The following is a 24338-nucleotide window of genomic DNA, read 5'->3' on the forward strand; positions in this document are numbered from 1 at the left end:
CGTGTTGCTGCGACCGCCATCCGGTTCAGCCAGACGACGCGACAAGGCGCGCCGCCGCTTGCGCAGCGCCGCGATCGCTCGATCGATCTGGTCGAGCTTCTCCTGCATCACTGCCGAGCAGTTCACGCGCGGGCCGCGCCGGCCGTCTTCAAGCGCAGTCAGAAGATTGCAAAGCTCGCGGGTCGAGAAGCCCGCGGCGATGAGATCTCTCACCCACGCAGCCCGTTCGACCTCCAACACAGAGTAGCTTCGATAGCCGTTCGAATTCCGGCGCGGCACGATCAGGCCAGCCGCCTCATAATGCCGAAGCGCCCGTGCACTCACGCCAAGATGGTGTGCCGCCTCCTGAATCCGCATCGCGATCTCCTGTCGAGGGTCAGCCTAGCACCTTCTCATTAGCGTCAATGTCAAGCGCCGTGTTGCGGGGCCGCGCCGGGCGCCGCCGCTGAACTCCGTCAATCCGCCGGGACGGACGCAGGGGCCAAATGTCCCGGCCTGCCCGATCCGGCCGGGATGGCCAATCTGCTGCCGGCGACATATCGTGACGGTCCGCGGCCGAATCTGAGGCGGATCGTTCATCGCCGGGTCATCTACATGAGGCCATCGTCAGCGCCGCGCCCGCGAGGGCGGCGGCACATTTTTCGGAGGAGGTTTCGGATGATCAGGGGCTGGCAGATTGCGACGTCGGCGCTCGCCATCGTCGTGATGGTTGCAACGCTGGGCGCAGAAGCGAACGCGGCGCAGTGCGGCAACGGGCCCGGCGGATTCGAAGCCTGGAAGGAGCAGTTTGCCGGCGAGGCGAGGGCCAAGGGCGTCGGGGCCACCGCGATTGACGCGTTGATGCAGGCACATTACGCCAGTGCGACGATCGCCGCCGATCGCGGCCAGCGCAGTTTTGGCCTGTCGCTCGAGCAGTTCATGGCCAAGCGTGGATCTGCGACCATCGTGGCGCGCGGCCGTTCGCTGAAGCAGTCGCAGGCGGCCATGTTCGCCTCGATCCAGCAGCGCTACGGCGTGCCGCCGGGACCGCTGATCGCGATCTGGGGCATGGAGAGCGGTTTCGGCAGCCAGCGCGGCAACCAGAACATGCTGTCGTCGATCGCGACGCTTGCCTATGACTGCCGCCGTCCCGACTTCTTCACCGACCAGCTCTATGCTGCGCTGAAGCTGATCGACCGCGGCACTTTGTCCGGGAGCACGCGCGGCTCGATGCATGGTGAAATCGGCCAGACCCAGTTCATGCCGAAGAACGTCCTCGCCTACGGCACCGGCAATCTCGACGTCGCCGCCAACGCGCTGAGCTCGACGGCGAACTTCCTGCGCGCCAATGGCTGGCGCGCCGGCGCCGGCTATCAGCCCGGGGAACCCAATTTCGCGGCGATCGAGGCGTGGAACGCGGCAGGGGTCTATCAGAAGGCGATCGCGATCATGGGACGGCAGATCGACGGCGGCCAATGAGCGCTGGTCCGAGTTCCTTCACCTCCCGTTAACGCAACGATGGCCTGATCGTTTGCTTGAAACGGAGCGAGTGGAGACAGGCTCCATGCTCAAGAACGGCACCTATGCGGCGTGGTTTCGAACGTCGCTCGCTGACGGCACCGGCATCGTGCACGTGGCTGATGGCAGGCTGTGGGGCGGCGATGCCATCATGCTCTACAGCGGCACCTATGAAGTGGACGGCGAGCGCTTCTCCGCCGTTCTCACGGCCAAGCGGCACTCCGAGGGACATTCGACCGTGTTCGGCACCGACGATCTCGTGGTGCGGCTCGACGGCGTCTGGAGCGGCGCGATCGCGACCTGCAAGGGCAGGGCTGATGCCGTGCCCGATCTCGCCTTCGAGGTGACGCTGATGCCGAGCCACGAGGCGACACCCGAGCCGCCGGCGGATCTGCCGCTGCCGAAATTCGATCCGAGCAAGCTGCCGAAATTGCCGAAACGCTCGAGCCGTTGAGCAGCTCTCCAGGCGCGATCTCTACGCGTCGCTTGGGCCCGCGGTTTCCGGAAACGGTGCGCCGGGAGTGTAGCGCTTCAGCGCGCGGATCTCGTAGACCGCCGACGGGTTGACGCTGCGCAGGTCGCGCGCCGCGGCGATCGCTTCGGCTTCATCGGCGCAGTCGATCACGTAGAAGCCCAGCAGCTGCTCCTTGGTCTCCGAGAACGGGCCGTCGATCACGATGCCGTGGCCGGGCCCGCGCAGGGTGCTGGCATTGCGGGTCTCGCCGAGCCGTGCAGCCGGGCCGAGCCGCCCCTTCAACCGTTGATGGACCTCGCGCAGACCCGCCATGACGGCTGCGTCCTCATCGGCGCTCCACGACTTGACCTCGGCTTCGACGTGATAGGCCAGGATGGCATAAAGCATCTGGTGAGCTCCTCATTTCTGATGCGGCAGGCCCAAGGACGGCCCAAAGCCAGCCACGCCGACATTTCATGTGTAGCGGACCGGCCGGTTTTTGTGCTGCGACAAGGTATCCCGCCGGCGGCTTGGCGGCGGCGAGTCGCGCGGCCCGAACAGGTAAAAAGGCGCGGCGGAATCGCTTCCGCCGCGCCCCCGGATTTGTTGTCTCGCTGGTCAGGGCTGAGAGCGCCCCGATGCCAGGCTGATTACTCAGAGCCTAGCGGGCGATCCCAGCGAGGTGACAGCGCTTGAGACAAGACACTAGATCACCTCCTTTCTTTGTTGATGGGACCAGCAATATAGGTGGCGAATCTGCCGCTGTTAAGGCCGCCGTCCGGCCCATTCCGGCCAGGAATCGGCCCGATTGCGCCGACATAGTCTCGTTTACCGGCGCACAGGGACGCCCGCCGAGGCAGTTGAGACGGCCGTCCGGCCGTGTTAGGTGATCGCTCGATGCGGGTGTAGCTCAATGGTAGAGCAGCAGCCTTCCAAGCTGAATACGAGGGTTCGATTCCCTTCACCCGCTCCAGCCTCTCCACTGGCATCGAGTACGAGCGGATCGCCTCGCCACCGACATGCGCGGCTCAGACGCCGCAGTAGCCGACCTCGCAGCCGTACTTCGGTCTCTACGCGCAGTTCGTGCCGCAGCAGCAGCGAAGCAGCGGGCTCTCCGCTACGAACTTGCACTGTTTCCAAATCGGCTTTACAGTTCACGAAGGTGCTGAAGGGGCGCCTTCCCGCGCAAGAGGCTCTCACCCTTCAATCGTTCGTTTCCCGTTGCGATAGATGCATCGAATGGCATCGGGGTTACGACAATGACTCGACCCTTTGTTCGGCCACAGCGGGAAGGCCGAAGTCTCTACGGAGGGTTGTTGTGCCTTTATCTCCATCAAAAGAAATTGCACTTGCGTCGTCTCAAGTCGCCGCGAGCGAGCTCCTGCGCGAAGTCAAGATCCGCGCGCGGCTCCGCCTGAATGATCTGGCCAATCAAGTACCAGATGCGATGTTCTATGCGCGCTGGATCTCGAGGAAGCGACGTTGGGATTTGCCAGTGTCCTGGAAGCTTGCGCACGCCCTGAATATCGTTTCCACGGAACTTGGATTTCAAGATTGGGCGCACGCTCGCCGTGTGCTTGAGGGGCGAGCCCAACTGACCGACGACCTCGGCGGCCTCTGGTACGATCTTCGTTGTCAATTCCTGCTCAACAGCTGGTTTTCAACTTATGCTGACGCCCGCTCTTTCTGCCGCCAAGGTGGCGAGCGGTTTCTATTCCCGTTCGCAAAGCAGATCGTCGTTGGCGACGAAAATTTCGTACGAATGCTAGGGCTGGATCCCACGTCATCGCTCTGGAAGGAGACGGGGAACGATCTCGTCGCAAGTTATGGCACCCGCGCCTGGCGCGCTCTTTGCTCGGCTCGCCTGGCGGCGACCCGTGGTCGTTTGCCGATTGGTCGTACGCCGACAGCGCGCAATCTTTGACCTGAGCGAGACGATTGCCGCCGACACGGCTTGAGACGCTTACGCGCTCAGCCCGAGATCAACCATATCTGAAGAAACGAAGAAACATGCCTGCACATTTCGCTACGTCAGCCGACGGAACTCGCATTGCCTATGAAAAGACTGGCTCAGGTCCCGCTGTGGTGCTTTTGCACGGTGGGGCTCAGTCTCGCCAAACGTGGCAAGATGCTGGCTACGTGGATAGGTTAAGTTCGGACTTCACCGTCGTGGCTGTGGACCTTCGAGGTCACGGTGAAAGCGACAAGCCGACTAGAGTTGAGGCATACGGCATCGACCGCCACTGCCAAGACATCCTGTCTGTTGCCGATCACGTAGGTATCGAGCGATTCGCGCTTTGGGGGTACTCTTTCGGAGCAAACACTGGCCGCTATCTTGCGGCCAAATCGGAGCGCGTAGCACGGTTCGTCATGGTCGGCGTGCCGTTTGGTCCCGGCGCTTCCGGCGACTTCCGCCGCACGGTGACGGGCGTTCGGGATCGCTGGATACCGATCCTGCGCGCGCAAGACGAGGGGACACTCGATTTGGAGTCGCTTACTCACCCCGAGCGCGCCTATCTTCAGAGCGCCCGTGCGCAGCACGAAGTTCCGTGGCTTACCGCCATACTCGACTGGGACGAAATCGTTCCGGCGCAACTGCTCTGTCCAACGCTTTGGATCGTCGGCGGGAAAAATCCGGTTGCGCTGGAAAGTGCCCGGAGCATCGGGCCCGCCTTGGCGAACTCCAAGGTGCTGTTATGCACGATCGACGGACTGACACATGAAATGGAAATGAGCGACATCGATAATGTCTTGCCGCGCATCCAAGGTTTCATCAGAAATGCCAGCGGTTGAGGGGGCGGGGGCGCGCTGCAACGGGGCGCGGCACCCGTATTGAACTCGGCCGAAGATAGCGGCGACTAACAGTCGGTAGACTGGAGGACCACGACATGCCCGACTGGATTCTCGCGCCGATCTGTGTGGTCGGACTGGGCGGCTTTATCTGGTTCGCGTTTCGACAGGGTTTCAGGGTCAAGCCCGACGAGAACAACCGCGACCATCCGACTTTGCCCCTTGGGCCGGACGGGTCGTGGCGCTAAGGGCGGCGTCCGAGCGACAGGTGCTGCCGGCGCCACACCCGCGTGACCCATGGTCGTGGTGAGATCGTCATACGGCCGAGGGTGCCAGGGATGAGTGTCAATGTCGTCCATTACGGTCGGCGATCCTACACCCTTTGGAGTATGCCGATCGTCACGTGAACCTTCTGCCCTAATGTGTAGACCTAATGGCTACCGGGATTTTGCATTTCCTTCCTGGGGCTAGAGCCGACGCCGTCCGCATGCATTTTAAGCGGGCGGTGTTGTGCTGATGTGGATCACCGCCCCGTCGCAGCATCCCGCTCCCGCGCGCGGAGGCGGCCTATGAAGCGCATACCGACGAGCGAAGCGATCATCACCGTCGCCTTGTTGGTGATATTCGCGCTCGTGATCTGGTTTGGCGCTATGCCCTGAGACTCGGGCGCCCGGCGCAACGAGGCCGAGAAAATCCCGATGCGCCGGATACGTGCGGCGTTTGGGACCGCGGAGCCGGGCGATGGCTCCGTCAGGGAAGCGAAACGACTCGCAGGTTGTTGGTGCTTCCCGCCTGCCCAAAGGGAATGCCGGCAACAACGACCAGCAGGTCCCGGCTGGATGCAAACTGCTCTGCATGCGCGAGAGCCGTCGCGCGCTCGACCATCTCCTCGTAGCTCTGAACGTCGTCGGAAAGAACGCTGTGCGCGCCCCAGAGCAGGCACAAGCGGCGCGATACTTCGCGGCTTGGGGTGATGGCGAGGATCGGCAGGCTCGGCCGCTTGCGCGCGACGCGTGCGGCCGTGGTGCCGCTCGACGTGTAGGCCACGATGGCCGCGGCGTGGATGACGGAGGCGAGGTCGGCGGCGGCTGTTGCAACGGCATGCGGCGGCGTTTGCTCCTCGCCGGGCTGGGTCGCCTCGACGATCGAGCGGTACATCTTGTGCTGCTCCGTGCTGCGGATGATGCGATCCATCATCTCGACGGCCTCGCGCGGATAGTGGCCCGTCGCAGATTCCGCCGACAGCATCACCGCGTCTGCGCCGTCATAGATCGCGGTCGCAACGTCGGAGACTTCCGCGCGCGTCGGGGTTGGCGCTGCGACCATGGAGTCCAGCATTTGCGTGGCGACGATCACGGGCTTCACCGCGAGACGGCAAGCCCGCACCAGCTCCTTCTGGCGCCCGGGCACGTCCTCATGTGGAATTTCGACGCCGAGATCACCCCGCGCAACCATGATGGCGTCGCACAGCTGGATGATGTCGTCGATCCGCTCGAGCGCTGCCGGCTTCTCGATCTTGGCCATCAGACCGGCGCGGTTGCCGACCAGGCCTCTCGCCTCGATGATGTCGGAGGGCTTCTGCACGAATGACAGGGCGACCCAGTCGACGCCGAGGTTCAGACCGAACTCCAGATCGAGGCGGTCCTTGGTGGTGAGCGGCGAAAGGTCGAGCACCGTCCCCGGCAGATTGACGCCCTTGTGGTTCGAGATCGTGCCACCGACGATCACCCTGGCTTCGATGAAATCGTCACCGAGCCCGATGACGCGAACCCGGACCCTGCCGTCGTCGATCAGAAGGTCGTGGCCGGGGGCCACGGCGGCAAAGATTTCCCGATGCGGGAGCGGAATCGAGGATCGGTCGCCGTCCGATCCGGACAGCACGAACCGGATGGTCTCGCCGGCCGCCACGATAATCTTGCCATCGCGCAAGGTGCCGACGCGGATCTTGGGACCCTGGAGGTCCATCAGAATGCCGATCGGCCGGTTGACTTCCTGTTCCAGCTTTCGGATCGCGGCGTGGATGCTTGCGTGGTCGCTCTGGGTTCCGTGGCTGAAGTTGAGACGGAACGTATCGACGCCGGCCAGCAGCAGCGCCTTGAGCATCTCGGGGGAACTGCTGGCGGGGCCAACGGTCGCGACGATCTTGGCCCGTCGATGACGACGCATGGGTTACCTCATTGCTGGCTTGCCGGCCGCAATCAGCACGGCGCGGATATCGTTGACATTGGTAAGCGTTGGGCCGGTGCGCACGAGGTCTCCAAGGCGGTCGAAGAACGTGTAGCTGTCATGGGCTGCCAGATAGGCCCGTGCGTCGAGATTACTCGCGGCTGCGCGCCGCAGTGTATCCGGACTGATCAAAGCTCCAGCCGCATCTTCCGTTCCATCAATACCGTCGCTGTCTCCCGCAATCGCCCAGATATCGGACGTACCGGACAGGGCGATGACAAGCCCGAGCAGGAATTCGGTGTTGCGACCGCCGCGGCCCGCCGGCCCACGTCCGATCGTCACCGTCGTCTCGCCGCCGGAGAGCAGCACGGCGGGGGCAGGGCCAGGCTGCCCATGCCCCGCGACAGACCGGGCGATGCCGGCCATCACGGTTCCGAGTTCCCGTGCCTCGCCTTCGATCGCGTCGCCAAGGATGATCGGGGTGAGGCCTTCATCTCGGGCTGCGTTGGCCGCCGCATCGAGCGCATGGATCGGCGCGGCAAGGATCCGGACGTCGGTCTCGATCTCGCCGGGTTTTGGGGTCTCGTCGGCTTGCGCGAGGACAAGCCGCGCCGCGTCCGGCAGATCGATCGCAAAGCGGCGAACGATCTCCTGCGCATCGGCTTTGGTGCTGCTGTCCGGCAGCGAGGGGCCGGAGCCGATCGCCGAGGGATCGTCGCCGGGAATATCTGAGATCACGAGGGTCGTGACGCGGGCGGGGCAGGCGGCGAGCGCCAGCCGTCCACCCTTGATCGCGGACAGATGTTTGCGGATGACGTTCATCTCGGCAATCGTGGCGCCGCTTGCAAGCAGGGTACGGTTGACCGCCTGCTTGTCGGCGAGGGTCATCGGGGATGCAGGAAGGGTCATCAGCGCCGAGCCTCCGCCGGACATCAGGGCGATGACGAGATCATCCGCTGAGAGTCCCTGAACGGCGCCGAGCATCCGAAGGGCGGCGGCCTTGCTCGTGTCGTCAGGCACAGGATGAGACGCCTCGAGCACTTCGATGCGGCCCGCGGGGACTGAATGGCCGTGGCGCGTCACCACGACGCCTGAAAGGTCGACATCGGGCCAGGCCGCGTCGAGGCCTGCTGCCATCGCGGCCGAAGCCTTGCCCGCGCCGACGACGATGCATCTGCCCTTCGGCTTTGCCGGCAAGGCGCGCGCGATGGTTAGCCTTGGATCGCAGCTGGCGATGGCAGCATCGAAGATCTTCCGGAGCGCCGTCCGAGCACGCAAGTCCGTCCAATCAGTGTTCAATCGCCGCACTCCGGCCAGGTGCAGGCGCGATCGCGGCCTTTGCCGTCGTCTCACTGCCGAGAATGAACGCGCGCCGCATCGGCTTGATCACCAGCAAGGCGGTGAGGGCTGCAGTAGCATTGAGCGCAACCGCGACGATGAACACGGCCTGCCAGCCGAGCTGCGAGGAGATGATGCTCGCGAGCGGCACGAGCAGCGCCGCGGTGCCCTTCGCGGTGTAGAGCATGCCGTTGTTGGTGGTTGCGTATTTGGCGCCGAATGTGTCGCCCGACGTCGCCGGAAACAGGCTGTAGATTTCGCCGAAGACGCCGAAATAGACCGCCGTGGCCAACACGAAAACAACCGGAATGTGGCCATAGGTGGACAGCGTCAGCAACATCAGCGCCGCAGTCGCGAACGCGATGAACATCGTGTGCTCGCGGCCGATCGTGTCGGAGACCCAGCCAAAGAACGGACGGCCGAACCCGTCGAACACACGATCGAGCGAGATGGCAAAGGTCAGCGCCGCCATCTGGAAGCCCGCGAGGGTGACCGGCGTGTCCGCGATCTTGAAGTCGTGAGCGATCGGCCCGATTTGCGCGGCAGTCATCAAGCCGCCGGAAGCCACCATGACGAACACCAGGTACATGACCCAGAAGATCGGCGTGCGCAGGACCTGGGGCGGCGTGTAGTCGATTGCGCTCTGCGGCAGATTGAGCTGCTTTTTCCTCGGGGCCTCGACGCCATGCGGCGGGCGGACGAACCAGGCCAGCAGGAGGACCACGAGGCCTTGCCCGATTCCGAACGTCAGGAAGGTGCTTTGGTAACCGCTGGCGGCAATCATGTTGGCGATCGGCACGACGGTGAGGGCTGCGCCGGCGCCAAAGCCTGCGGCGGTCGCGCCTGCGGCGAGGCCGCGCCGGTCCGGAAACCATTTCAGCGCGTTGCCGACGCAAGTGCCGTAGACGGCGCCGGCGCCGATGCCCGCGACAATGGCTGCTGCATAGAGCATGACGAGAGAGGAGGCGTAGGAGTTCAGCACCCAGGCCAATCCGATCATCAGCCCGCCGAACATGATGACGATGCGCGGGCCGTATTTGTCCACGAACCAGGCTTCCACCGGCACAAGCCATGTCTCCGTCATCACGAAAATCGTGAAGGCGAGCTGGATGGCCGGTCGGCCCCAGTGAAACTTGGCGTCGATCGGATCGACGAACAATGTCCAGCCGTATTGCAGGTTGGCGATCATCGCCATGCAGACGATGCCGATCGCGAGCTGGAGCCAACGGAAGCTGCCGGGCGTCGATGCCGGTTTCGTGCTGGAGATCATATGCGCTCCCAAAAAGATGTTGGTCGGTTGGTCCGGATGCGGCAGGCGCTCGTCCTGCGGCCGCCTACTGACGAAATTCGTTGGTCAACTCGCCGATCCCGTCGATCGCGACGGTGACCGTATTGACCGGCTCCTTCATCACCCCGACGCCGATCGATGTCCCGCAGCAGATCAGGTCGCCCGGCAACAGCGTCATGTCGTGCGAGATCTTGCTGACCAGCGCCTGTGCGCTGAAGATCATGTCCGCGATCGGGTAGTTCTGGCGCTCCACCCCGTTGAGGATGGTGCGCACCACGAGGCGTGCAGGGTCGAGGCCCGAGGCAATCACGGGACCGAAGGGGCCATATCCGTCGAAGCCCTTGGCCCGCGCCCATTGCGGGAAGGTCGGATCGCGATTGAGAATGTCGGCAGCGGTGACGTCGTTGGTGCAGGTATAGCCGAAGATGAAGGCGTCGGCCTGTTCGGGGGCTATGGCCGTGCAGCTTTTGCCGATGACAATGCCGAGCTCGCCTTCGTAGGTCGTCTTGCCATCGTAGCCCGAGGGACGCGTGATGACGGCGCCAGGCGCGGTCACGCTGGTCTGCGCTTTCAACAGGTACAGCGGTTCGGCCGGCTCAGGTGATTTCAGCTTCGCCGCCAGTGCGTGGAAATTGTTCCAGAGCGCGATGATCTTGCTCGGCTCGGTTGGAGCGAGCAGCTCGACATCGTCAAGCGCCAGCGTTTGTCCGGTCGGTCGTGTGTGGCCGAACATCTCTCCTGCATGCACGGAGATGCCGGAGGGGGTGAGTTGCCCGAAGCCGGTTTCGGCATGGTGGCGGAAGCGAACCCAGCGCGTCACATTGGTCATCGCGATCACGCCACCGCAAGCGATTGGGCTTCGACGCCGGCCGCCCCGTCATAGAGGCCTGCCAGTCTGGTGCGCTGCGCGACCAGCGCCAGCACCGCGTCGAGCGCAGGCGTCGCAATATCAGTCATCCGGCCCATCTCCTGCACCACAGTGATCAGCGGATCGATCTCGACGGGACGTCCACGCTCGAGATCCTGCAACATCGAGGTCTTGTGCGCGCCGACCTTGCGTGCGCCCTCGATGCGGCGTTCGACATCGACCCGGAACTTGACGCCGAGGCTTTCCGCGATCGCCTGGGCCTCCAGCATGATCGCCCTGGACAGCGCGCGCGTGCCGGGATTGGTGCAGATCACGTCGAGGGTCGCGTGGGTGAGGGCGCTGATCGGGTTGAAGCAGACATTGCCCCACAGCTTGAGCCAGATCTCGTCGCGGATGCGGTCGAGCACCGGCGCCTTCATGCCCGCGGCCGCGAACAGGGCGGCAAGGCGCTCGACATCAGGTGTGATCTCACCGGAGGGTTCGCCGAGCGGAAAGCTGTTGCCGTAGACGTGGCGGATCACGCCGGGCGCCTCGATTTCGGTGGCGGGATAGACCACGCAGCCGATGGCGCGCGCGGGATCGAGCTCGTTCCACTGCCGTCCGCCGGGATCGATGCTCTCGAGCGCCGATCCTTCGTGCCGTCCGCCGTGCTTGTAGAAATACCAATAGGGAATGCCGTTGACGGCGGTGACGATACGGGTCCGCTCACCCAGCAGCGGCCGCATCGGCTCGATGACGCCGGTGATCGAATGCGCCTTGAGGCAGATGATGACGAAATCCTGCTCACCGAGTTCGGCGGGATTATCGGTACAGCGAGGATGCACCACGCGCTCCTCTTCGCCGATCAGGAGCTTCAGGCCATTCTGCCGCATCGCGGCGAGGTGCGCGCCCCGCGCGACCAGGCTGACATCGGCGCCAGCGCGCATAAATTCGACACCGAGATAGCCGCCGATGGCGCCGGCGCCGTAGATGCAGACCTTCATGAAATCCTCGCGAGCAGAGTGGGGGCACAGCATGAGCCGCAACGGCTCGAACCGGGTTGCGTGACAATGACCTTGGGAAAATCCGTCAGGCCGCGCAGGCGGCTTCCTCCAGGGCAAAGCCGATGTCCCGCATGCTCACGACGCCGACCAGCCGGCCGTTGTCGATGACGGGGATATGGCGGATGTCATGACGGACCATGAGATGCTCGACATCGGTGAGCGCATCCTGCGAAGTGCAGGACACCAGCGGCCGTGGCGAAATGAACTGCGCGACTTTCGCGGCGAGGCCACCCGTGCCGCGCTCGGCGATCACGGCGACCACATCGCGCTCGCTGAACATCCCGACCACGGCGGCGTCGACGCTGCGCGAGCCGTTCCTGACCACGAGTGCGCCGACGTTGCTCGCGTACATCAGGTTCGCGGCAATGCTTACGGTTTCGCTCGAGCCGATCGTCACCACGTGCGCACTGTTGGTGCGAAGGATGTCCCCGACATACATGGCATAGTCCTCCCGGTTGCATCATTGGATCGTTGAGAAACAATCGTGGTATACATTATCCCAGAAGTCAAACAAAAGAATCGAGGTGTTCTGCAAGAAAAATGGCAAAAAGACTTACCTATTCTTGAATTTTGCCACCTTGACTCACAGGTCTTTTGGTATGCCATATGCCAATTGTGACGCTCGTTATCGGCGAGCAATTTCGTTCTGAACCGCAACCGGTTAGGGGCAGGTCGTGATGAAAAGAGAGCCGATCCGGCGCAAGCCGTCCGATCCCGATCTTCGCGCTCCGTCCGATCAGGACGCGCGAGACGGCGGCGTTCAATCGGTCGATCGCGCGATGCAAATCATCGAAGCGCTTGCAGAGGATGACGAAGGCTATCGGCTGACCGATCTCGCGATCCGCATCGGCTTGCCGCCGTCGACCGCTCACCGGCTGCTGACGACGCTGGAGAACCGCAGGTTCGTGCAGTTCGACCGCGAGGAGTCGAAGTGGCATATCGGCGCGCAAAGCTTCGTGGTCGGCTCGACCTTCATGCGGCGGCGCAATTTTTCCACGCGGGCATTGCCCTATCTGCGCAAGCTGCGCGACCAGACCAGGGAAACCGCCAATCTTGCCGTGGTCGACGACGACTCCATCATCGTCGTATCCCGCATCGAAAGCCGCGAGATCATGCGCTCGCTGACCAAGGTCGGCGGACGCGTGGCATTGATCGCGTCCGGCGTGGGGAAGGCGGTGCTGGCCGCGTATTCCGACGCCGACATCAACGCGATCATCCGCCGTCGCGGCATGCCGCGCCTGACGGAGAAGTCGATCATTCGGCCGGGCGAGCTGTTCAGGGAATTGGAGACCGTGCGACGCCAGGGCTATGCGGTGGACGATGAAGAGGCGCGGCTCGGCCTGCGCTGCGTGGCCGCGGTCGTCTTCAACGATTGCAGCGAGCCGTTCGCCGCGGTTTCGGTATCTGGGATGGCGGATCGGCTGACGGACGAGCGCTTGCCGGAGATTGGCGCCATCGTGCACCAGATCGCAGCCGAGCTCTCCGCAGAGCTTCGCGGGGGCAGTCGCACTTAACCGTCGCAGGCGCACGGCCTGCTGCTGTTCTCACCCTTGCCGGTTTCCATTGTTTCGCAGGCGCTAATCTCTTGGAGAGATGCAAGAAATCGCAAGCGCTGCCACTGGGCGGAAAATCCAATCGATTGCGTTGAGATCGATGATCGCGGGCCTGATGATCATGCTCAGGCCAACTCATAGCGAAGCGGGATCATCAGATGAAGATGCGAGCAATCGATGCAGCAGTGCGCATTCTCGAACGCGAGGGGATCACCTGCGCGTTCGGCGTTCCCGGCGCCGCGATCAACCCGCTTTACTCCGCGCTGAAGCGCAACGGCTCGATCCGGCACATTCTGGCGCGGCACGTCGAAGGCGCCTCGCACATGGCCGAAGGCTACACCAGGGCGAAAGCGGGCAATATCGGCGTCTGCATCGGCACGTCGGGCCCGGCCGGAACTGACATGATCACCGGGCTCTATTCGGCGATCGCGGATTCGATTCCGATCCTGTGCATCACCGGTCAGGCGCCGCGGGCGCGGCTCTACAAGGAAGATTTCCAGGCCGTCGACATCGAGGCGATCGCAAAGCCGGTGACGAAATGGGCCGTCACGGTGCGCGAGCCGGCACTGGTGCCGCGCGTGTTCAGCCAGGCCTTCCATATCATGCGGTCGGGTCGGCCGGGACCGGTGCTGATCGATCTTCCCCTCGATGTGCAGCTGGCCGAGATCGAGTTCGACGACGAAACTTATTCGCCGCTGCCGGTCTACAAGCCTGTGGCGACGCGCAAGCAGATCGAGAAGGCGCTCGAGATGCTCAACGCCGCGGAGCGGCCGCTGATCGTGGCCGGTGGCGGGGTGATCAACGCCGATGCATCCGAGCTGCTGGTCGCGTTCGCCGAAGCGGTCAACGTTCCGGTGGTCCCGACGCTGATGGCGTGGGGCGCCATTCCGGACGATCACGCGTTGATGGCCGGCATGGTCGGCTTGCAGACCAGTCACCGCTACGCCAACGCCACGATGCTCGAATCCGATTTCGTGCTCGGCATCGGAAACCGCTGGGCCAACCGGCATACCGGTTCGATCGAGACCTACACCAAGGGGCGCAAATTCGTCCATGTCGACATCGAGCCGACGCAGATCGGGCGGGTTTTCAATCCGGACCTCGGCATCGTGTCGGACGCCAAGGCCGCGTTGGAAATGTTCGTGACCGTCGCCCGCGAGTGGCGGAAGTCCGGCAAGCTGCGCGATCGGCAGGCCTGGCCCGCAGCCTGTCGCGACCGCAAGCGCTCGATGCTGCGCAAGAGCCACTTTGATAACATCCCGATCAAGCCGCAGCGCGTCTACGAGGAGATGAACAAGGCGTTCGGCCGCGACACCTGCTACGTGACGGTGATCGGATTGTCGCAGATCGCAGGCGCCCAATTCCTCAACGTCTATCAGCCGCGCAACTGGATCAACGCCGGGCAGGCCGGTCCGCTCGGCTGGACGCTGCCCGCCGCGCTCGGCGTGCGCGCCGCCGATCCCGGCCGCGACATCGTCGCGCTGTCCGGTGACTACGATTTCCAGTTCCTGATCGAGGAGCTCGCGGTCGGGGCGCAGTTCAATCTGCCCTACATCCACGTCGTCGTGAACAATTCATATCTCGGGCTGATCCGCCAGGCGCAGCGCGGCTTCGACATGGACTATCACGTCCAGCTCTCGTTCGAGAACATCAACGCGCCTGAGATCGGCGCCTACGGTGTCGACCACGTCACCGTCGCGGAGGGGCTGGGCTGCAAGGCGATCCGCGTGACGGATCCCAACGACGCACAGGCCGCGTTCGCGACCGCGCGCGAGCTGATGGCCAAGCATCGGGTGCCCGTGGTGGTGGAGTTCATTCTCGAGCGGGTCACCAATATCGCGATGGGAACCGAGATCGACAACATCGTCGAATTCGAGGAGGTGCTCGATCTCCCGCTCGATGACCTGCCGAGCGCACAACGATCCGGCACGCTGTTGCCGGCCTGACGACATCATTCAGCGCTGCCCCAAGCGGAGATATCACCCGTGCCTCAATTTGCCGCCAATCTCACCATGCTCTTCAACGAGCTGCCGTTCCTCGATCGGTTCGCCGCCGCCAAGGCCGCCGGCTTCAACGCAGTCGAGTATCTCTTTCCCTATGACTTCGAAAAGGGCGCGTTGCGCGAGGAATTGGCACGCTGTGGGCTGACCCAGGTGCTGCACAACCTTCCGGCCGGCGATTGGGCCACCGGCGAGCGGGGCATTGCGATCCTGCGCAACCGTGTCGATGAATTTCGCGACGGCGTGGTGCGCGCGATCGACTACGCGAAGGCGCTGGATTGCCGGCAGCTGAACTGCCTGGTCGGCATCGCGCCCGCCGGTGCGGATGCGTCAGAGCTGCGCGAAGTCCTGGTCTCCAATCTGCGCTTCGCCGCCGGTGCGCTCGGCCAGCACGGCATCAAGCTCCTGATCGAACCGATCAACACGCTCGATATTCCCGGCTTCTTCCTGAGCGGGACGGAACAGGCGGCGCAGCTCATTGCCGACGTGGGCTCATCCAATTTGTTCATCCAGTACGACATCTATCACATGCAGATCATGGAAGGTGATCTGGCGCGGACGCTGCAAAAGCATCTCGACCGGATCGCGCATGTCCAGCTCGCCGACAATCCTGGCCGGAACGAGCCGGGGACCGGCGAGATCAACTATCCCCATTTGTTCAAGCATCTCGACAGCATCGGGTATCGCGGCTGGATCGGGTGCGAATACAAGCCGCGGACGACCACGCTCGAGAGCCTCGCCTGGCACGCCGCGCAGACCTTCGTGACCTAGAGATTTTGCGTTCCGATCTTACCGGAACGGAGCTCTGGACTTTGTTTTGATGCGTTTTCCGCTTCGCTGGAGAACGCTCTAACCCGCCTGACAGGAGCGACGACAATGAAAGACATCGGATTTATCGGGCTCGGCACCATGGGACGTCCGATGGCGAGCCACCTCCTGGCTGCCGGCTATCGCCTGTTCCTGCACGACGTTGCGCCCATTCCGCCGGAGCTGATTGCAGCCGGCGGCGTCGCCTGCGAGTCCGCGAGGCAAGTGGCGCAGGAAGCGGACGCCGTGATCATCATGGTGCCGGATACGCCGCATGTCGAAGCCGTGCTGTTCGGTCAGGGCGGCGTCGCGGAGGGGGTGTCCAAAGGCATGATCGTGGTCGACATGAGCTCGATCTCGCCGCTGGCGACGAAGGAGTTTGCACGCAAGATCGATGCGCTCGGAGCCGACTACCTCGACGCGCCGGTTTCCGGCGGCGAGGTCGGTGCAAAGGCGGCAAGCCTGACCATCATGGTCGGTGGCCGGGAGCGGGCGTTCAACGCGATGAAGCCCCTGTTCGACGCGATGGGAAAGAATGTCACGCATGTCGGCGGCAATGGTGACGGCCAGACCACCAAGGTCGCGAACCAGATCATCGTGGCGCTGACCATCGAGGCGGTGAGCGAAGCCCTGCTGTTCGCGTCCAAGGCGGGCGCCGATCCTGCGTTGGTGCGCAAGGCGTTGATGGGGGGCTTTGCGTCGTCCCGGATCCTTGAAGTGCATGGCGAGCGCATGCTGAAGCGCAATTTCGATCCGGGCTTTCGTATCGAGCTGCACCAGAAGGATCTCAACCTGGCGCTGGAGGGCGCGCGGGCACTCGGACTGTCGCTGCCGGGCACCGCAGCCGCCCAGCAGCTGTTCAACGCCTGTACCGCCCTCGGCGGCAAGGCCTGGGACCATTCCGCAATGCTGAGAGCGCTGGAAGTCATGGCGGATCACGAGGTGGCGGCTGCCTGAGCTTCATGCAGGTGCTGATGCGGGGAAAGGCGGTAGCCTTCCCCGCTACGAATTTCGCGATCTTGTACGGCGAAGGCGCCTCAAGAAGCCACGTAGCCCGCGGAAAAGCGACTATGACTTGACGGCACCCGCCGTCATGCCGTCGATGAAGCGACGCTGCAGCAGCACAAAGGCCAATACGACCGGCAACACGATGATCACGGCTGCAGCCAGCATCTCGCCCCAATCCGTCGAATACTGTCCGGTCAGATTGTAGAACTTCACGATCGCCGTGACATTGCTGTCGTTCTGCAAGAACGTGACTGCGATCACGAATTCATTCCAGGCATTGAGGCCGACGATAATCGCAACTGTCAGAAGTCCAGGCCGCATCATCGGCAGGACGACGTAGTAGAACTTCTGCCAGGCAGTCGCGCCGTCCACCTCCGACGCCTCTTCCAGTGCGTAGGGGATTGCGACCACATAGGTGCGCAGCAGGAAGATCGAGAATGGCGAGAACATCGCCGTGTAGATCAGCGCTACTGCCGGGATCGAGTTGACCAGTCCGAGCTTGGCGAAGATGAAATACAGCGGATAGAGATAAAGCTGCACCGGGACCGTGATCGAGGCCATGAAATAGAACGTGAGGAGCCGGAAACCTCGTCCTCGCTGCCGTGCAAGGACGTAGGCGCAAGGTGCCGCCGTGGCGCAGACCATGACGATGGTGAGGGCGGCGACTTCGGCGCTGTGCAACAGGCTGGGGCCGAGTGCGGCATTGTTCCAGGCTGCAGTGAAATTCTCCCAGTGCAATTGGCGAGGGGGCGCCAGTGGGTTCGTGCTGATTTCCACCGTTGTCTTCAGTGCATTCATCACCGCGAGCACGATGGGCAGCAGGGAGGCGAATGACGCCACGCCGATCAGGATCAGGCAGAGGGTCCGGTTCAGGCGGCTCTCGGTCATGCGGCGTTGGCACTGTCGCGGGTTTGCAGCCAGAGATAAACCGCCGTCGCGCACAGGCCGAACAGGCTCATCACACAGGCCGCCGCCGTCGCCTTGCCGATATCGCCTGCGAAGAACGCGTTGCGATAGGCGAGCGTGGCGAGCACGTCGCTGCCGTTGGCAGGACCTCCCTGGGTCACGATGTAGATGAAGTCGAAGACCTGGAATGACCATATCACGGTGAGGATCATCATCAGCACGAGCGTCGGCCGAATGCCGGGCAGCAGGACATAACGCAGCAGTGCGAAAAAGCCGGCGCCGTCGAGACGGGCGGCCTCGATCTGATCGACGCTGATCTGCCGCATGGCAGCGAAATAAACGACTGCGAGAAAGCCCCACCAGTGCCAGATGTCGACGGCCGCAACCGCATAGAGCGAGCGGTCAGGATCGGCGAGCGGATCCGAGATGGAAAGACCATGCCCGTTCAGCCAGCCCACCAGTCCGGTGACCGGGCTGAAGATCATGCCTTGGAAGACCCGGCCGGTGACGGCGGCGGCGAGAATCCGGGGCAGGAAGATAATGGATTGCACGACGATGCGCGACGAAGGAACCATCATCAGCGCGGCCGCCATGACCAGCGCGAGACACATCGGTACGATCAGGAAGATTGCGGTCCAGATGAAGTTGTTGGTCAGCGCGGTCCAGAACACGGGATCGTCGAACAGGTTGTGGAAATTCGCGAGCCCAGCCCATGCCGGCGTGCCCACGCCGTCCCAGACGAAGAACGCCGCCATCAGCGTGAGAAGGCCGGGAATCAGGATGATGCACACGTTGATCAGCAGCGCGGGAAGCGCAAACAACCACATTCTGCCGCTCACGCCGTGCGGGGAGGGAGTGGGGGCACCCTGCCGGCCTTGAGCTCCTCGGCAAACACGGTCTGCAAGCGGTTGAGATAGCCATCGGCGGTGATCCGGTTGAGCCAGACCTGCTCGATCCCCTCCGTGACATAGCTGTTTGCGGCGTTCGGCCAGAACGTCCAGGTCGTGAAGCCGAAGCGCCCCTTGCTGAACGCCTCGTGCAGGCTGGCGATGGTCTTCTCGAACAGCGGATATCCGATGCCCTGCAACAGATCGGGGGGAAGATCCTTCACCGGCAGCGCCCATTTGCCCGGCCAGTCGCGATTCATGCTTTGGTAGAACTGCCGCGACAGCATGAACTCGAACACGGCTGCCGCGCCTTCAGCGTTCTGCGAAGTATTCGCGATCGAAAGCGTGGCGCCGCATGCAAGATGCGAGAGCGGCTCGGTCACCCTGTCGCTCAGGCCGGGGATCGGTACCACGTCCATCACCGTATCGGGCTTCGACATACCGAAGGACTTGGTGCCGAACGACCAGGTGCCGTTCATTGCCATGGCTGCCTTGCCGTTCACCACCTGCAGAAAGCTCTGCTCGTTGGTGAGGGAGAAATAGTTCTTTCCGAAGTAGCCCTTGGTGTACCAGGCCTTGGCGAGTTCGACGGCTTCGACGAAGGGGTGCGCGGTCCACGGCAACTCGCCGCTGAGTGCCTTGCGGACATTGTCGGGACCGGCGACGTTGTTGAAGAACACCGTCATCAGCCACTCGTTGACGCCCTTCCAATCTGCATTGCCGGCGCTGAACGGGGTGATGCCCTTGGCCAAGGCCGCATCCGCGAGCGCTTCAGTTTCGACGCGATTGGTCGGAACCTTCCAGCCGTTCTGGCTGAACACCTGCTTGTTGTAGAACAGGTGCATGGATTCATAGTCGCGTGGCAGGGCGTAGAGCTTGTCGCCATAGACGCCGGTATTGAGCAGCGCCGGCAGGAAGCGCTCCTTCCATCTGTAGCGGGCCGCGAGATCATCGAGCGGTAGCAACTGGCCGGCATTGGCGATCGCCGTGAGATAGGAGGGGCCTGACGTCTGCACGATGTCGGGTCCGTTGCCGGCAAGCAGCGCGACCTTCAGGAGATTGTTGACCGCAGCGCCCTTTACCTCGAGCTGAAGCAGATATTTGTCTTGTGAGGCGTTGAACGCGTCGACGAGGTCGTTGCGCAGCGCCGTCTGGCCATCGGAATTGGCCTGCGCGAACCAGAACGTCACCGCCTTGCGTCCGTCCTGTGCCCGTGCGGGCGCGCGAGGCAGGCTGGCCACGACAGCGGCGGCGGGCAGGGCGGCAACGATTTGGCGTCGGGTCACTGGCATGGCGGCGCTTCCTCTTTCCCGGGATGGCGGAATTATGATTGTTGATATTCGCTATAGTAATACGTATAATTAAACGAGATGAGATCGTCAACACAAACACCGCGAGGCGGCGAAGGCGGCGAGCGCTTCAATCCGCGCACGACGCAGAAGGACATTGCGTTGGCTGCCGGCGTCTCGCAGGCCGCCGTGTCGCTGGTGCTCAACAAGTCTGAGACGCCGTCCGTCCCCGATGCGACGCGCGCGCGCATTCTCAAATTCGCCGGTGAAATGGGGTATCAGCCGCACCATCCCGCACGGATGCTGCGCCGCGCCCGCACCATGGCGCTCGCCTGCGTCGTGCCTGATATCACCAACCCGTTCTATCCGGGACTGGTGCGGGGCGTGCAATCGGTGGCGGCGCCTGCCGGTTACGACGTGCTGATGTTCGATACCGATGGCCGTGAAGAAGGGGAGGCGCGCGCCCTCAGCTGGTTGTTGCAGGGCCGCGCGGATGGCGTGGTCGGTACGTTCTTTCACCTGCGTGTTCCGCAACTGTCGACGCTTGCCGGACAGAGTGTCCCGATCGTTCGCCTCGAAAGCCGGTACAAGGCGGCCGGCGATTTGCCGATCGACAGCGTCTACATCGACAACGCGGAAGCATCGGCCGCCATGACGAGATATTTGATCGAGCGGGGACATCGGCGGATCGCGATGATCCTCGCCGAGGTTGGGCCGAGCCGGCAGCGGGCCCTCGGCTATGCAGCGGTGATGCGCGCGGCCGGTCTCGTGCCGGATGTGGTGACCGACAGCCGGTATTCGGAGGAGTCGGGCGCTCGCGCCATGAGCGAGATCCTGGCGCGCGGCCGGGACCGCCCCACTGCGGTGTTCTGCGCCAACGACATGCTAGCGATCGGTGCGATGGTCAGCGCGCGAAGCGCTGGTTTGTCGGTCCCGGACGATATCGCGATCGCCGGCTTCGACGATATTCCGGCCGCCAAGCTCCTGGGTTTGACGACGGTCCGGCAGCCCGAATTCGATCTCGGTGCGCTCGCAGCACGCACGCTGCTCGAACGGTTGCAGCCGGGCGGCTTGAATTCGCGCGGCCAGAGCCGCGAGCTGAAGTTTGAAGTCATGACACGTTCGTCGGCTTGAGGCTGCGGACGAAGGGAGTGCGACGTGCCGACGATACCAGGTGGTTATGCCGAACGGGTCTATGCGGGCGTGCTCGGCAAGTTGATCGGCGTCTATCTGGGACGCCCGTTCGAGGGCTGGACCTATGATCGGATCATGCAGGAGCTCGGTCCGATCAACTACTATGTCAACGAGCGCCATGACGTTGCATTGCGGTCGCACCATCTCGTCGTCACCGACGACGACGTTTCGGGCACTTTCGCCTTCCCGCGGACGCTTGCCGACTGCGGCTTTCCCGAGCGGCTGACGTCGCAGCAGATCGGGAACGGCTGGCTCAACTACATCGTCGAGGACCGTTCGGTCCTGTGGTGGGGCGGCATCGGCAATTCGACGGAGCATACGGCGTATCTGAGGCTGAAGTCCGGAATACCGGCGCCGCGCAGCGGTTCGATCGAGCTGAACGGCAAGACCGTCGCCGAGCAGATCGGCGGACAGATATTCATCGATGGCTGGGCGATGATGAGCCCCGGCAATCCCGAACAGGCGGCTTATCTCGCCGAGCAGGCAGCCCGCGTCAGCCACGACGGCGAGGCGGTGCATGCGGCGAGGCTCCTGGCCGCGATGGAGGCGCAGGCCTTCGTCGAAGCGGACGTTCAGAAGCTGGTCGACATCGGCCTCGGGTTCGTTCCCGCCGATTGCTTGATCCGGCGCGTGGTCGATGACGTGCGCGCATGGCATGCGGGTGACAATGGCAACGACTGGGAACGCACGCGGGCGCTGATCGCCGGGCGCTATGGCTATGACAAGTTCAGTGGCAATTGCCACGTCGTGCCCAACCACGCCCTTGTCATCCTCGCGACACTCTACGGCGCCGACAGCTTCCAGGACGCGATGCGGATCGCCAACACCGCCGGCTGGGACACCGATTGCAACGCCGGCAATGTCGGGTGCCTGTTCGGCATCAGGACGGGTCTTGCGGGCATCGACGCCGGGCCTGACTTTCGCACGCCGGTCGCCGACCGGATGTACATCTCGACGGCGGATGGCGGCGCTTCGATCACCGATGCCGTGATCGAGGCCAATGCGTTGATCCAGGCCGGCCACAGGCTGGTGGGATCGAACCCGCCCGCGCGGCCGAAGAACGGGGCGCGCTTCAACTTCGATTTCCCGGGTAGCCTGCAAGGATTTTGCGCGAAGTCAGGGGAGGCCGCCAGCCTGCACCCATTGCAGGTCGGCAACGTGGAGGGGCACAGCCGCGACGGGCATCGCAGCCTCGCCATCGACTTTCGACGTCTCGCGCGCGGACGGGTCGCGCGCGTGGCGACGCCAACGTTCTTCGACAAGGACGTCTTCACGATGCCGATCTACCAGCTACTGGCCTGTCCGACGCTGCATTCCGGCCAGCTTGTCGAGGCCAGGGTCGAGGCTGGTTCAAGCGTCAGAGACGTTTCCGCGCGTCTCTATGCAAGCGTCTACGATGAGCGCGATGAACTCGCCCCGATCTTCGGCGACCGGCTGCCATTGCAGCCCGGTCGGGATGCCGTCCTGACCTGGCGGATTCCCGATACCGGCGGATATCCGATCTTCGAGATCGGGCTCGAACTTGAAACTGAAAGCCCGCTTGGCGCGGATGGCACGCTCTACCTCGATTATCTGACCTGGTCCGGCGCGCCCGAGACCAGGCTCTATCGTCCGGACGACAATCTGAGCACGATGTGGAAGCATGCCTGGGTGAACGGCGCGAGCCAGTTCCAGACCCGCTGGGAAGGATTGCGCGTCACCAATGGTGAAGGCATCGGCTTCGTCTCGCAGGGTTCGCGGGATTGGCGTGACTACCGCGTCAGCTCAGTGATCACGCCGCTGCTCGCCCGGCGCTGGGGGCTCGCGGCCCGCCTGCAAGGGCGCGAGCGCTACTACGCGCTGATGTTCGACGCGGTCGACGGCGGCCGCGTCACGCTGCTCAGGCGCGACCACGAGGAGACGGTTCTTGCCAGCAACCGTTTCGCCTGGGAAGTCGACCGGCCATACGCCCTTGAGCTTCGGCTGCATGACGTGGAGATCCTGGCCTTCATCGACGGTCGTCAGGTGTTTTCGGTTCGCGACGAAGGCAGGCTGCCGCTCCTCGGTGGCGCGGTCGGACTTGTCGTCGATACCGGGTCGATCTCGACCAAGGCCGTCGATATTTCCCCGCTTTAAGGAGCCGACATGCAAGCCAGCACCTCCAGCCGGTTTGAGACCCACGTTCTGGCTTGCCTGACGTTCGGCGTGATCGGCGACGCCATGGGAACGCCGACCGAGAATCTCGAGCCGGCCGAGATCGAGCGGCGCTTCGGCTGGGTGGATTCGTTCGAGGGCGACGGAACCGACGACACGATCATGCGCGACTTGATCGCATCCGCGCTCATTCGGACCGGCGGGTATGCTGATGCCGATCATTGGGCCGAGGAGTGGCGTGACCGGCACGAACTGATCTTCGGCAGCAAGGTCGGTCGTTTCTTTCCGTCCGTGCTGCATGCGGCCGCCAAGTTGCGCCACGGCTATGCGCCGCGCACGATTGCCGAGGGCACGATGCCGAGCTCGAGCGCCGCGATGGCGATCGCACCGGTTGGAATCGTCAATGCCGGAAATCCGCGCGCGGCGGCGGCGCAGGCCATGGAGATCGCGAGCCTGCTCCACGTCACGGACCTCGCGTTCTGCCAGGATGGGGCGGCGGCGATCGCCGCCGCCGTGGCCGAGGCACTGATGCCGGAGGCGACGGTCGAATCGGTCCTGAAAGCGTCGACGGCTCACCTGAAGCCGTGGAGTGGCAAGGAAATGCTGGCGCTGATCGCAGCCGCGCTCGAGCTTGCCGGCGAGGCGGCCGACTACAAGATGTTCCGCGAACGCTATCACGCCAAATTCCGTCGGCAAATCGCCTGCGACAGCCGCGAAACGGTCCCCGCTGCACTGGCGATCGTTCGTCTTGCCGGGGGCGATCCCCGGTTGGCCGCCGCCCTCGGCGCCAATTTTGGCCGCGATGCCGATACGGTTGCCTGCATGGCCGCCGGCATCTGCGGCGCATTAAGCGGCATTTCACCTCTGAATGCGGAATTGATCGACCGTTTGCCCATCGAAGCGCAGCGCGCTCAGGCCGAACTGGCCTCGCGACTGTCGGTCGTCACACGTGCCAAGATGGAGCGCGACCTGAAAGCTGTCGCTCGCTGCCCCGTAGGCGCTTCGTAATCGCGCTGGCACGAGGATCCGGCACCACGGAGCTGCGCGGGGTCCTTCGGTTCTATCTTCGGCGCGATCTTTGGCTCCTTGACACGGTAAGTAAAAATATTATTACATA

At 63.6% G+C, this 24338-nt stretch carries 22 protein-coding genes and 1 tRNA gene; 13 read left to right on the forward strand and 10 right to left on the reverse strand.

The features are described from left to right. Positions 1–657 precede the first annotated feature (657 nt). On the forward strand, positions 658–1458 hold the full coding sequence (locus AAFG07_RS17830) for a lytic murein transglycosylase (RefSeq protein ID WP_342728408.1): 801 nt from the start codon (positions 658–660) through the stop codon (positions 1456–1458). An 85-nt stretch (positions 1459–1543) separates the two neighbouring features. Further along, positions 1544–1951, forward strand: coding sequence for a hypothetical protein (locus tag AAFG07_RS17835; RefSeq protein ID WP_342728409.1), 408 nt, complete (start codon positions 1544–1546; stop codon positions 1949–1951). A 21-nt stretch (positions 1952–1972) separates the two neighbouring features. On the opposite strand, the gene AAFG07_RS17840 is transcribed toward AAFG07_RS17835, so the two are convergent. Further along, the gene (locus tag AAFG07_RS17840; RefSeq protein ID WP_342728410.1) at positions 1973–2359 is read right to left on the reverse strand and encodes a YciI family protein; all 387 of its coding nucleotides are present in this window, start codon (positions 2357–2359) and stop codon (positions 1973–1975) included. A gap of 491 nt (positions 2360–2850) precedes the next feature. Here AAFG07_RS17840 and AAFG07_RS17845 point away from each other — a divergent pair. From AAFG07_RS17845 to AAFG07_RS17860, 4 genes are all read left to right on the forward strand, one after another. Continuing rightward, positions 2851–2924: transfer RNA gene (locus AAFG07_RS17845), tRNA-Gly, on the forward strand. A 345-nt stretch (positions 2925–3269) separates the two neighbouring features. After that, a complete protein-coding gene (locus AAFG07_RS17850; protein ID WP_342728411.1) occupies positions 3270–3875 on the forward strand; it encodes a hypothetical protein in 606 nt (201 codons plus the stop codon). 86 nt (positions 3876–3961) lie between these two features. Further along, on the forward strand, positions 3962–4744 hold the full coding sequence (locus AAFG07_RS17855) for an alpha/beta fold hydrolase (protein ID WP_342728412.1): 783 nt from the start codon (positions 3962–3964) through the stop codon (positions 4742–4744). A 95-nt stretch (positions 4745–4839) separates the two neighbouring features. After that, on the forward strand, positions 4840–4989 hold the full coding sequence (locus AAFG07_RS17860) for a hypothetical protein (protein ID WP_342728413.1): 150 nt from the start codon (positions 4840–4842) through the stop codon (positions 4987–4989). A gap of 502 nt (positions 4990–5491) precedes the next feature. Here AAFG07_RS17860 and pyk read toward each other — a convergent pair. The 6 genes from pyk to AAFG07_RS17890 all read right to left on the reverse strand — a co-directional run bounded on the left by pyk (position 5492) and on the right by AAFG07_RS17890 (position 11883). After that, positions 5492–6907, reverse strand: coding sequence for a pyruvate kinase (gene pyk, locus AAFG07_RS17865; protein WP_342728414.1), 1416 nt, complete (start codon positions 6905–6907; stop codon positions 5492–5494). A 3-nt stretch (positions 6908–6910) separates the two neighbouring features. Then, positions 6911–8206, reverse strand: coding sequence for a glycerate kinase (locus tag AAFG07_RS17870; protein WP_342728415.1), 1296 nt, complete (start codon positions 8204–8206; stop codon positions 6911–6913). Then, a complete protein-coding gene (oxlT, locus tag AAFG07_RS17875) occupies positions 8196–9515 on the reverse strand; it encodes an oxalate/formate MFS antiporter (protein ID WP_342728416.1) in 1320 nt (439 codons plus the stop codon). Before oxlT ends, AAFG07_RS17870 begins: the two co-directional genes overlap by 11 nt. A gap of 64 nt (positions 9516–9579) precedes the next feature. Continuing rightward, the gene (locus AAFG07_RS17880) at positions 9580–10362 is read right to left on the reverse strand and encodes a fumarylacetoacetate hydrolase family protein (RefSeq protein WP_342728417.1); all 783 of its coding nucleotides are present in this window, start codon (positions 10360–10362) and stop codon (positions 9580–9582) included. A 5-nt stretch (positions 10363–10367) separates the two neighbouring features. Further along, positions 10368–11384, reverse strand: a complete 1017-nt coding sequence (locus AAFG07_RS17885) for a 2-dehydropantoate 2-reductase (protein ID WP_342728418.1) — start codon at positions 11382–11384, stop codon at positions 10368–10370. Between the two features lie 85 nt (positions 11385–11469). After that, on the reverse strand, positions 11470–11883 hold the full coding sequence (locus AAFG07_RS17890) for a CBS domain-containing protein (protein WP_342728419.1): 414 nt from the start codon (positions 11881–11883) through the stop codon (positions 11470–11472). A 238-nt stretch (positions 11884–12121) separates the two neighbouring features. Between AAFG07_RS17890 and AAFG07_RS17895 the strand changes: the two genes are divergently transcribed. From AAFG07_RS17895 to AAFG07_RS17910, 4 genes are all read left to right on the forward strand, one after another. Further along, a complete protein-coding gene (locus tag AAFG07_RS17895) occupies positions 12122–12958 on the forward strand; it encodes an IclR family transcriptional regulator C-terminal domain-containing protein (RefSeq protein ID WP_342728420.1) in 837 nt (278 codons plus the stop codon). A gap of 197 nt (positions 12959–13155) precedes the next feature. Further along, positions 13156–14943, forward strand: a complete 1788-nt coding sequence (gene gcl / locus AAFG07_RS17900; protein WP_342728421.1) for a glyoxylate carboligase — start codon at positions 13156–13158, stop codon at positions 14941–14943. Between the two features lie 39 nt (positions 14944–14982). Continuing rightward, positions 14983–15768, forward strand: a complete 786-nt coding sequence (gene hyi / locus AAFG07_RS17905) for a hydroxypyruvate isomerase (protein ID WP_342728422.1) — start codon at positions 14983–14985, stop codon at positions 15766–15768. Positions 15769–15873: 105 nt separating this feature from the next. Continuing rightward, positions 15874–16761 carry a 2-hydroxy-3-oxopropionate reductase gene (locus AAFG07_RS17910; RefSeq protein ID WP_342728423.1) on the forward strand — a complete coding sequence of 296 codons (888 nt, stop codon included), beginning with the start codon at positions 15874–15876 and terminating at the stop codon, positions 16759–16761. A 111-nt stretch (positions 16762–16872) separates the two neighbouring features. Here AAFG07_RS17910 and AAFG07_RS17915 read toward each other — a convergent pair whose 3' ends face one another. Genes AAFG07_RS17915 through AAFG07_RS17925 form a run of 3 tightly spaced genes read right to left on the reverse strand, consistent with a single transcriptional unit; the run spans position 16873 to position 19897 of the window. Beyond that, positions 16873–17700, reverse strand: a complete 828-nt coding sequence (locus AAFG07_RS17915) for a carbohydrate ABC transporter permease (RefSeq protein WP_342728424.1) — start codon at positions 17698–17700, stop codon at positions 16873–16875. After that, positions 17697–18545: a sugar ABC transporter permease gene (locus AAFG07_RS17920; protein WP_342728425.1), complete on the reverse strand. Its 849-nt coding sequence runs from the start codon at positions 18543–18545 to the stop codon at positions 17697–17699. Before AAFG07_RS17920 ends, AAFG07_RS17915 begins: the two co-directional genes overlap by 4 nt. Positions 18546–18553: 8 nt before the next feature. Continuing rightward, positions 18554–19897: an extracellular solute-binding protein gene (locus tag AAFG07_RS17925; RefSeq protein WP_342728426.1), complete on the reverse strand. Its 1344-nt coding sequence runs from the start codon at positions 19895–19897 to the stop codon at positions 18554–18556. Between the two features lie 186 nt (positions 19898–20083). Between AAFG07_RS17925 and AAFG07_RS17930 the strand changes: the two genes are divergently transcribed. The 3 genes from AAFG07_RS17930 (at position 20084) to AAFG07_RS17940 (ending at position 24229) form a co-directional block, all read left to right on the forward strand. Next, entirely contained in the window at positions 20084–21028 is a 945-nt protein-coding gene (locus AAFG07_RS17930; protein ID WP_342728427.1) for a LacI family DNA-binding transcriptional regulator, read from the forward strand. Positions 21029–21052: 24 nt separating this feature from the next. Next, the gene (locus AAFG07_RS17935) at positions 21053–23203 is read left to right on the forward strand and encodes an ADP-ribosylglycohydrolase family protein (RefSeq protein WP_342728428.1); all 2151 of its coding nucleotides are present in this window, start codon (positions 21053–21055) and stop codon (positions 23201–23203) included. 69 nt (positions 23204–23272) lie between these two features. Then, positions 23273–24229: an ADP-ribosylglycohydrolase family protein gene (locus AAFG07_RS17940; protein ID WP_342728429.1), complete on the forward strand. Its 957-nt coding sequence runs from the start codon at positions 23273–23275 to the stop codon at positions 24227–24229. Positions 24230–24338 lie beyond the last annotated feature (109 nt).

The organism is Bradyrhizobium sp. B097, from assembly GCF_038957035.1.
Taxonomy (GTDB): domain Bacteria; phylum Pseudomonadota; class Alphaproteobacteria; order Rhizobiales; family Xanthobacteraceae; genus Bradyrhizobium.

Excerpts from the sequence above, each read along its gene's own strand:
- AAFG07_RS17915 (WP_342728424.1), bottom strand. The coding sequence starts at position 17,700 with ATGACCGAGAGCCGCCTGAACCGGACCCTCTGCCTGATCCTGATCGGC.
- AAFG07_RS17830 (WP_342728408.1), top strand. The coding sequence starts at position 658 with ATGATCAGGGGCTGGCAGATTGCGACGTCGGCGCTCGCCATCGTCGTG.
- AAFG07_RS17860 (WP_342728413.1), top strand. The coding sequence starts at position 4,840 with ATGCCCGACTGGATTCTCGCGCCGATCTGTGTGGTCGGACTGGGCGGC.
- AAFG07_RS17920 (WP_342728425.1), bottom strand. The coding sequence starts at position 18,545 with ATGTGGTTGTTTGCGCTTCCCGCGCTGCTGATCAACGTGTGCATCATC.
- AAFG07_RS17895 (WP_342728420.1), top strand. The coding sequence starts at position 12,122 with ATGAAAAGAGAGCCGATCCGGCGCAAGCCGTCCGATCCCGATCTTCGC.
- AAFG07_RS17885 (WP_342728418.1), bottom strand. The coding sequence starts at position 11,384 with ATGAAGGTCTGCATCTACGGCGCCGGCGCCATCGGCGGCTATCTCGGT.
- AAFG07_RS17925 (WP_342728426.1), bottom strand. The coding sequence starts at position 19,897 with ATGCCAGTGACCCGACGCCAAATCGTTGCCGCCCTGCCCGCCGCCGCT.
- gcl (WP_342728421.1), top strand. The coding sequence starts at position 13,156 with ATGAAGATGCGAGCAATCGATGCAGCAGTGCGCATTCTCGAACGCGAG.
- AAFG07_RS17910 (WP_342728423.1), top strand. The coding sequence starts at position 15,874 with ATGAAAGACATCGGATTTATCGGGCTCGGCACCATGGGACGTCCGATG.
- AAFG07_RS17890 (WP_342728419.1), bottom strand. The coding sequence starts at position 11,883 with ATGTATGTCGGGGACATCCTTCGCACCAACAGTGCGCACGTGGTGACG.
- AAFG07_RS17840 (WP_342728410.1), bottom strand. The coding sequence starts at position 2,359 with ATGCTTTATGCCATCCTGGCCTATCACGTCGAAGCCGAGGTCAAGTCG.
- AAFG07_RS17855 (WP_342728412.1), top strand. The coding sequence starts at position 3,962 with ATGCCTGCACATTTCGCTACGTCAGCCGACGGAACTCGCATTGCCTAT.
- oxlT (WP_342728416.1), bottom strand. The coding sequence starts at position 9,515 with ATGATCTCCAGCACGAAACCGGCATCGACGCCCGGCAGCTTCCGTTGG.
- AAFG07_RS17835 (WP_342728409.1), top strand. The coding sequence starts at position 1,544 with ATGCTCAAGAACGGCACCTATGCGGCGTGGTTTCGAACGTCGCTCGCT.
- pyk (WP_342728414.1), bottom strand. The coding sequence starts at position 6,907 with ATGCGTCGTCATCGACGGGCCAAGATCGTCGCGACCGTTGGCCCCGCC.
- AAFG07_RS17880 (WP_342728417.1), bottom strand. The coding sequence starts at position 10,362 with ATGACCAATGTGACGCGCTGGGTTCGCTTCCGCCACCATGCCGAAACC.